Origin of the sequence: Streptococcus sanguinis (genome assembly GCF_026781265.1) — a bacterium.
Lineage (GTDB): Bacteria > Bacillota > Bacilli > Lactobacillales > Streptococcaceae > Streptococcus > Streptococcus sanguinis_T.
The window spans coordinates 21766-28587 of record NZ_JAKUVC010000012.1 but is presented as its reverse complement, the minus strand read 5'-3'; the positions used below and the strand labels follow the sequence as shown (position 1 = coordinate 28587).

Sequence of the window (6822 nt, the reverse complement as noted above, 5' to 3'; positions counted from 1 at the left end):
AATTGTCTAACTTTTTGGGGTCAGTACAAAATCAAGGCTTTTTTCTTTTTTGAAAAAACAGCAGTCAAATCAACTGCTGCAAACAAAGCTATTAGACTTTAAAAGCTCTTTCTTTCTTGGACGGTTGAATGCCATAAGAGCTCAAGATATAATTGCTTAAGAGCAAGAATACTAACAACTCAAGCACAAAAAACAAATCGAAAGCAGGATTGGAAGACAGAGAAACGAAAGGAATTGCGAGACACACAAGTATGATATAAAAAATTTTCAAGCGTTTGATATAAAGCCAGAAGAGGTCAAGGCCTTGCCTGCCATTAATCTGCGACTTAGACTTACTTCCAGAGTACCAGATGATAAATACTTCCGCAAAAAAGAATAGACCTAGCAAAATGATCACTCTCCAAAAATGAACCTGCAGTAGAACTCCCGCTGCTAGCAATAACAAAACACCCAAGCTCAGCGCTAGCACTGCTCGCCTAGTATTAGTCATAAAATCAACTCCTTTATATGACTACGAAGAACAGTCAAATTAATTATTGCTAATCGATTAGATTGCTCTAGGAGAACATATTTTATTTCGGCTTTATTTTACCACTTGTCAAGAAAACTTACAAATAATACGATAAAGCATTTGTAGAAGTCATTGGTTACTGAAAAAAGCCACCTTTCGGTGACTTTTCTACATGCTTATCTCCCTTGCATAAACTCTTGGAAACGATAAGTATCAAAGTAAATGTTAGATGCAATTAATTTGTCTGATTCGTCAAATTTTAAAAATTCTGCGACATCCAATTCTAGTTTTTTTCCGTGTGGCGACTGCAGGCGATAGCGATTCAAAGCCACTACTTCTCGTCCCTCTACCAATAACTTCTTCACTTCAAGATGCTGGCTCAAAGCATAGAATTGACCTGCACCTTGCAGATAAACATCACGACCTCGCCTGATTTCCTGACTGTCGCACATTCCATAATTAAAGTTTTCAGCTACGAAATCTTCCCAGCCACCTTTATTGACTGCGGTAAAATAGCTTTCTGCTAATGTTCTTGTATCCATTTGGAACCTCCAAAAATAATTTAGGCAAGCACTCAAACAATGAGATCTTCAAGCCATTTAAGATTATACAAAAAGCAATATGACTACAGTCTGTCATATTGCTGAAGATTTTTTTGAAGAGTATGAATTAATTTATCCTGCAGTTTTTTTGGCGATATGACTTTTACTCGATGAGCAAAACTTAAAATCAATTCGAAAAAGGCTGGTGTCAATGCTCTGAAAGCATGGACCTTTATTCTGGTTTGCTCAACAGTGATTTCTTCTTCTGTGAAATGGTCATAAATTTTTGGAAGCGCAGACTCTGTGAAAATCAGCTTTACTTCTTCTTTACTGCCTTCAACTTTATCTTTGGATGGATTTAGAAAAAGATCTAGCTTTTCTTGAGATAAAAGCGGGTAATCTCCAGCTTCGATACCCTCTTCTACTTGCTGCAAATCACGAATCCTGCTGAGTTTGAAAAAGCGAAAATCTAACTTTTCTAAACAGTAGCCGATAACATACCAAGCATTTAGTTTAAAAATCATACGATAAGGAAGAATCGTTCGTTGGCTTCGTTCTTGTTTTTTAGAATAATAGGAAAAGGAAATTTTCTTCCCAGTTTGTATAGCCTGCTCAATTTCAAGTAAATAATTTGTATTGAGAGACCAGGAAGTAAGATCGAAGTAAAAAGGATTAACCTTATCGGTCGCCTCTTGAGAAGCAAGCTTATGCTCAATGCTGCCAAAACTTGGACGGCCAACAATTTTACCAACATTTTGGCTCATATTGATGATAAACTGCTTTTCTTCTTCTGTGAAAAAACTGCTGTCCATCTTGTAGTCATCTGGTATATAAAAACCACCCTTATCCCCACGTTCAGAGTAGATAGGGATTCCAGCTAAGCTGAGCGTATCCATGTCTCGATATACTGTGCGGGTAGATATTTCAAAACGTTCAGCAATTTCTTTAGCTGTTATCTGCCTCTTATTCAAAAGGGCTAGTAGAATATAAATTAATCGTTCTAGTTTCATGATTTTCTTTTCTTATTACAATCGACACAGCATCAAATAATCATCTTCCCTCTCTTCAACCGTGACAAAGCCCAGTCTTTGATAAAAGCCAACGGCGGGATTGTCTTTGGAAACAGAAAGGGAGACACTTGGGTAGCCTTTGGCCTTGAGCAAGTCCAACATGGCCGTCATCAACTGCTGGCCTAGTCCTTGCCCTCTGAAGTCAGGCAGGAATGAAATGGATAGAGAGGGTGTCTGGTCGTCAAATAGCCGTAATCTTTCATGATGCGAACCCAAACAGCTCCGACCAGCTGGCCGTTCACTTCTGCTGCTAAAGCCCAATCATCTGGCTGCTGACCAAAGTCCTTGATATACATCTCTAGTTCTGGTCCCTTCAAGATACTTCTGGGCAGCGGCTCTAGACCTGAGGGAATAAAAATAGCTTGGTAAAGAAATTCCTCTAAGAGCGGGATTTCCTCTTGTTTTAAGGGCCTAATCTCAGTCATGATTTCTCCTTCTAGATCAACTGCTCCTCACCTATGCCGGCCTCCTCTAAGATTTTGGCAACTCGGTCAAATTGCAATCTAAAATGTTCCAGCTTATGGCCGTCTGATCCCACTGAAAAGCGCTGACCGCCCAGCTCCTTGACTAGAGAAAGAGCGTAGATATAGAGTTCCTCGTGACCATATAGATACATGGACTTGCAGTTAAGCTCAAAGGCCAGACCATAATCAATCATCTTTTGAAAAAGCTGCCGCAGCTCTGGTTCAAAAGTTTTTAACTCCTCTACGGTAAGCGCGAATTTTCGGAAACCATAGTCAAAGTGAGCTAGAACATCTGCTGGCACAGCCTCGATAGCCTCTTCCAGCTCTCTTAGGTAGTGGGGAATTAACTCCATCTTATCCAAGTGCAAGACTGGCTCTTCCAGATAGTCAAAACTGCCATTGTGGTGGACAGACAATAGTTTGAGGTCGTATTCCTTGTCCGATAGGAAAGCTAGGATATCCTCCTTACGCGGAGCGTAATAGCCAATTTCAATCCCCTTTTTAATGCGGTTGCCATATTGCTGGTTCAGCTCTGCTATTTTTGCTGAATAGGCCACATAGTCAGGCACATCGTCATGGGGCGAGGCAGCTTCGTAAGGATAGGGATTAGACAAATCATAGTGCTCAGTGGTGACAATCTCGCCCTCGTAATGGTCTAGATAGTCACAGAAATCTGCCTCAGAATCATAGGAAAAATAGGTATGAAGATGGTTGTCGCGCATGATGAACCGCCTTTCTACAAATCTTATATCCGTTTAGTAATGGTCAATTTCAGGTCGGTCGTGAATCCGGCTCTGCTTGCCCTGTCGTGCCTGGAGGACGGCCTCTACCTGATCCAGACTGACGCCAGTCTCAACGAGAGCGACCGCCAGATGGTAGAGCAGATCAGCTGTCTCATTGGCCATCTCTTCCTTATCAGCGTTTTTAGCCGCAATGACCACTTCTGTCGCTTCTTCACCGACTTTTTTGAGAATCTTGTCCAGCCCCTTGTCATAGAGATAGCTGGTATAGGAGCCTTCCTTGGGCTCTTTTTTACGTTTGAGGGCTTCTTGATAGAGGGTTTCTAACATAGTATCTCCTTGTTACTGTCCTTATTTTACTATAAAAAGCAATTCTTTCCAATGGCAATCTGATGTCTTAGTTTTATTTTTGCATTAACCAAGTACTAAAGTAAACCAAGGGAGCTTTTAGTCAGTTTTGCCGTCTTCTTCATCCCAGATTGTATGGAAAAAGCAGGATTTAGCACCGGTGTGGCAGGCAGCTCCCAGCTGGTCTACCTCGATCAGCAGGGTATCTAGGTCGCAATCAGCTGCGATTTTTTTGACAGTCTGGTAGTGGCCGCTGGTAGCTCCCTTATGCCAAAGTTCCTGACGTGACCGGCTCCAGTACCACATCTGACCGCTGGCGCGGGTCAGCTGGTAGGCTTCTTCATTGAGATAGGCCAGCATGAGGACTTCTTTGCTGGTGTGGTCTAGGATAATGGCAGGTAAAAGACCGCCTTGCTTTTGAAAATCTAACTTCACTTCTGTCATCAGATGCGCACCTCCAATCCAGCTTCCAGCATGGCTTTTTTGGTCTCTGAGATGGAGACCTGCCCATAATGGAAAATCGAAGCTGCCAAGGCACCTGTCGCTGTTGTCTTTTCAAAAACTTCTAGGATATGCTGGCTACTGCCAGCACCACCAGATGCGATGATAGGAACGGAAACCACTTGAGAGACGGCTTCCAACATTGGTAAGTCAAAACCAGACTTGGTCCCGTCCTTGTCCATACTGGTCAGAAGAATTTCCCCCGCTCCGAGATCCACAGCTTCTTGAACCCAGTCTAACAGGTCGCGACCGCTGTCCTTGCGGCCGCCAGCCAGATAGACATGCCAGCTACCGTCCGCTTCTTTCTTAGCATCTACGGCCAGCACCACACATTGACTGCCGAATTTCTCAGCGCAGTCTGCCAAAAGCTGAGGATTTGCCAGTGCTGAGGAATTAACTGCAACCTTATCCGCCCCAGCCTGGAGCATCCGCTTCATGTCCTCAACCGTGCGAATGCCGCCCCCGACGGTAAAGGGGATGAAAACCTGCTCCGCCACGCGCCGGACCATCTCGACCGTCGTGTCTCGCTCCTCATGGGTGGCGGTGATATCCAGAAAGACCAACTCATCACAGCCGGCTTCATAGTAGGCCTTGGCAGCGTCAACTGGATCGCCCACATCAGTCAGATTGACAAAGTTGATGCCCTTGACCACCCGACCGTCCTTGACATCCAGACAAGGAATGATTCGTTTTTTCAGCATGACTAGCCCCTTTCTGCTTCCTTGATCTTCTCCAGGCTAATTCGTCCACTATAATAGGCCTTACCTACAATGGCTCCATCCAAGCCCAGCTTTTTCAGCTCTTCTAAATCATCAGCTGACTGGATGCCACCAGAAGCAATGACTTGAGCATGCTTGAGGGACGCCAGCAATTTTTGGTAATGCTGAATATTGGGGCCAGTCAGAGTCCCGTCTCGGTCCACATCCGTATAGACGAAGAGGCGGACGCCGATTTTTTCCATGGCCAGCGCCAGGCTGATATAGTTCTGATTGCTGGTCTCCAACCAACCCTCAGTCGCAACTAAACCCTCTTTCGCATCAATGCCAATCACAATTTTGCTGCTTCCAAAGCGCTCTAACGCGGCCTCAACAAATTCAGGATTCTTAACAGCCATTGAGCCTATAATGACACGGTCAATTCCAGCCGCCAGGTAATCTTCAATCTGCTCCAGACTACGGATGCCACCCCCGACCTGGATAGCTAGGCCAGTTTCCGCTTTAATCTGGGCAATCAGATCTCGATTGGCTGCCCGACCTTCTAAGGCTCCGTCCAAGTCAACCACATGAATCATGGTAACCCCGGCTTCTTTGAAAACTCGAGCTTGCTCCAAGACATCGGGATTGACTACTGTCTTCTGGCTAAAATCCCCTTTAAAAAGGCGGACGGCCTGGCCGTCTTTGATATCAATAGCGGGCAGTATTTTCATAGACATACTCCTTAAACTTCTCTAGAATACCGAGACCGACAGCACCAGACTTTTCTGGGTGAAACTGGCAGCCAAAGACCGAGCCTCTGTGAATCATGGCTGGAATAGGCAGCCCATAATCAGCCGTCACATCCAAGTACACCTCCGGAACATCTGTATAGTAGCTATGGACGAAATAGACTGACTGGCCATCTATACCAGCTGTCAAAGCAGACGACTGTTGGACCTGTAAATCATTCCAACCCATGTGAGGCACAGGCAGACCAGCTTGGTCCGGAATCCGGCGGCAAACACCAGGAATCAAGCCCAGTCCAGAACTTTGACCATTCTCCAATCCAGACTCCAGCAGGAGCTGCATGCCTAAGCAAATGCCCAAGAGAGGCTTGCCATCGGCCACAGCCTGCTGGATAACGGAGACCAGCCCTCGCCTTTCCAACTCCTGAATAGCCGCAGGAAAAGCACCGACACCTGGTAAAATCAAACCATCGGCAGCTAAAATTTCCTGCGGATCAGCTGACAGACGCGCTTCTACTCCGACCTGATACAGAGCACGGAGAACATTGGCAGTATTTCCAGCGTCATAATCAATAACAATCATCATCATGTATCAACTCCTTTCACTAGGAAGAGCGAGCTAGAGTAAGCCCTTGGTAGAGTTGACTCCATGAATCTCTGGATTTATCGTAATAGCCTCCCGCAGAGCTCGTCCAGTCGCTTTAAAGAGACTTTCCGCCTTGTGGTGGCTGTTCTTGCCATGAAGGATTTTCAGGTGCAGATTCATCTGCAGATTAAAGGCTAGGGCTTGGAAAAATTCCTCCACTAGCTCGGTGTCAAAATTCCCAAGCTTGGGATTGTCAAAATCAGCCTCAAAAACCAGATAGGAGCGACCAGATAGGTCCAGACTGGCCATGCCTAGCGTTTCATCCATAGGCACAAAGCTAGTGCCGTAGCGGTTGATACCGGCCTTGTCTCCCAAAGCCTGACGCAGAGCCTGCCCCAGCACAATGCCTACATCCTCAACCGTATGGTGGCTGTCCACCCAAAGATCGCCTTCAGCCTTGACCGTCAGAGAAATTCGACTGTGGCGGGCAAAAAGGGTCAGCATGTGGTCAAAGAATCCGACACCAGTCTCGATAGCTACCGGCTCCTGTTGGTCAAGATTGACAGCCAGCTCAATATCGGTCTCCTGTGTTTTACGCTTGATTTCAGCTTGTCTCATG

At 45.4% G+C, this 6822-nt stretch carries 10 protein-coding genes and 1 pseudogene; all 11 read right to left on the bottom strand.

The annotated features are described in order from the left end of the window. Positions 1 to 91: 91 nt before the first annotated feature. Complete coding sequence (locus MK370_RS10855) at positions 92 to 490, bottom strand: hypothetical protein (protein WP_268685257.1); 399 nt, start codon at positions 488 to 490, stop codon at positions 92 to 94. Between the two features lie 197 nt (positions 491 to 687). After that, positions 688 to 1053, bottom strand: coding sequence for a nuclear transport factor 2 family protein (locus MK370_RS10850; protein ID WP_268685256.1), 366 nt, complete (start codon positions 1051 to 1053; stop codon positions 688 to 690). Between the two features lie 83 nt (positions 1054 to 1136). Continuing rightward, a complete protein-coding gene (locus MK370_RS10845; RefSeq protein WP_268685255.1) occupies positions 1137 to 2063 on the bottom strand; it encodes a helix-turn-helix transcriptional regulator in 927 nt (308 codons plus the stop codon). Positions 2064 to 2078: 15 nt separating this feature from the next. Continuing rightward, positions 2079 to 2548 (bottom strand): annotated as a pseudogene (locus MK370_RS10840) (N-acetyltransferase family protein). An 11-nt stretch (positions 2549 to 2559) separates the two neighbouring features. After that, positions 2560 to 3309, bottom strand: a complete 750-nt coding sequence (locus MK370_RS10835; protein ID WP_268685254.1) for a PHP domain-containing protein — start codon at positions 3307 to 3309, stop codon at positions 2560 to 2562. A 33-nt stretch (positions 3310 to 3342) separates the two neighbouring features. Continuing rightward, entirely contained in the window at positions 3343 to 3657 is a 315-nt protein-coding gene (gene hisE, locus MK370_RS10830; RefSeq protein WP_268685253.1) for a phosphoribosyl-ATP diphosphatase, read from the bottom strand. Between the two features lie 117 nt (positions 3658 to 3774). Next, a complete protein-coding gene (gene hisI / locus MK370_RS10825) occupies positions 3775 to 4119 on the bottom strand; it encodes a phosphoribosyl-AMP cyclohydrolase (RefSeq protein WP_268685252.1) in 345 nt (114 codons plus the stop codon). Next, entirely contained in the window at positions 4119 to 4877 is a 759-nt protein-coding gene (gene hisF, locus MK370_RS10820; RefSeq protein ID WP_268685251.1) for an imidazole glycerol phosphate synthase subunit HisF, read from the bottom strand. Before hisF ends, hisI begins: the two co-directional genes overlap by 1 nt. Before the next feature lie 2 nt (positions 4878 to 4879). Beyond that, entirely contained in the window at positions 4880 to 5602 is a 723-nt protein-coding gene (hisA, locus tag MK370_RS10815) for a 1-(5-phosphoribosyl)-5-[(5-phosphoribosylamino)methylideneamino]imidazole-4-carboxamide isomerase (protein ID WP_268685250.1), read from the bottom strand. Continuing rightward, the gene (gene hisH / locus MK370_RS10810; RefSeq protein ID WP_268685258.1) at positions 5580 to 6203 is read right to left on the bottom strand and encodes an imidazole glycerol phosphate synthase subunit HisH; all 624 of its coding nucleotides are present in this window, start codon (positions 6201 to 6203) and stop codon (positions 5580 to 5582) included. Before hisH ends, hisA begins: the two co-directional genes overlap by 23 nt. Before the next feature lie 33 nt (positions 6204 to 6236). After that, complete coding sequence (gene hisB, locus MK370_RS10805) at positions 6237 to 6821, bottom strand: imidazoleglycerol-phosphate dehydratase HisB (RefSeq protein WP_002912765.1); 585 nt, start codon at positions 6819 to 6821, stop codon at positions 6237 to 6239. Position 6822: the final 1 nt, after the last annotated feature.

What these genes read in the sequence shown, in the direction of transcription:
- MK370_RS10855 (WP_268685257.1), bottom strand. Translation starts at nt 490, where the DNA reads ATGACTAATACTAGGCGAGCAGTGCTAGCGCTGAGCTTGGGTGTTTTG.
- MK370_RS10850 (WP_268685256.1), bottom strand. Translation starts at nt 1,053, where the DNA reads ATGGATACAAGAACATTAGCAGAAAGCTATTTTACCGCAGTCAATAAA.
- MK370_RS10845 (WP_268685255.1), bottom strand. Translation starts at nt 2,063, where the DNA reads ATGAAACTAGAACGATTAATTTATATTCTACTAGCCCTTTTGAATAAG.
- MK370_RS10835 (WP_268685254.1), bottom strand. Translation starts at nt 3,309, where the DNA reads ATGCGCGACAACCATCTTCATACCTATTTTTCCTATGATTCTGAGGCA.
- hisE (WP_268685253.1), bottom strand. Translation starts at nt 3,657, where the DNA reads ATGTTAGAAACCCTCTATCAAGAAGCCCTCAAACGTAAAAAAGAGCCC.
- hisI (WP_268685252.1), bottom strand. Translation starts at nt 4,119, where the DNA reads ATGACAGAAGTGAAGTTAGATTTTCAAAAGCAAGGCGGTCTTTTACCT.
- hisF (WP_268685251.1), bottom strand. Translation starts at nt 4,877, where the DNA reads ATGCTGAAAAAACGAATCATTCCTTGTCTGGATGTCAAGGACGGTCGG.
- hisA (WP_268685250.1), bottom strand. Translation starts at nt 5,602, where the DNA reads ATGAAAATACTGCCCGCTATTGATATCAAAGACGGCCAGGCCGTCCGC.
- hisH (WP_268685258.1), bottom strand. Translation starts at nt 6,203, where the DNA reads ATGATGATTGTTATTGATTATGACGCTGGAAATACTGCCAATGTTCTC.
- hisB (WP_002912765.1), bottom strand. Translation starts at nt 6,821, where the DNA reads ATGAGACAAGCTGAAATCAAGCGTAAAACACAGGAGACCGATATTGAG.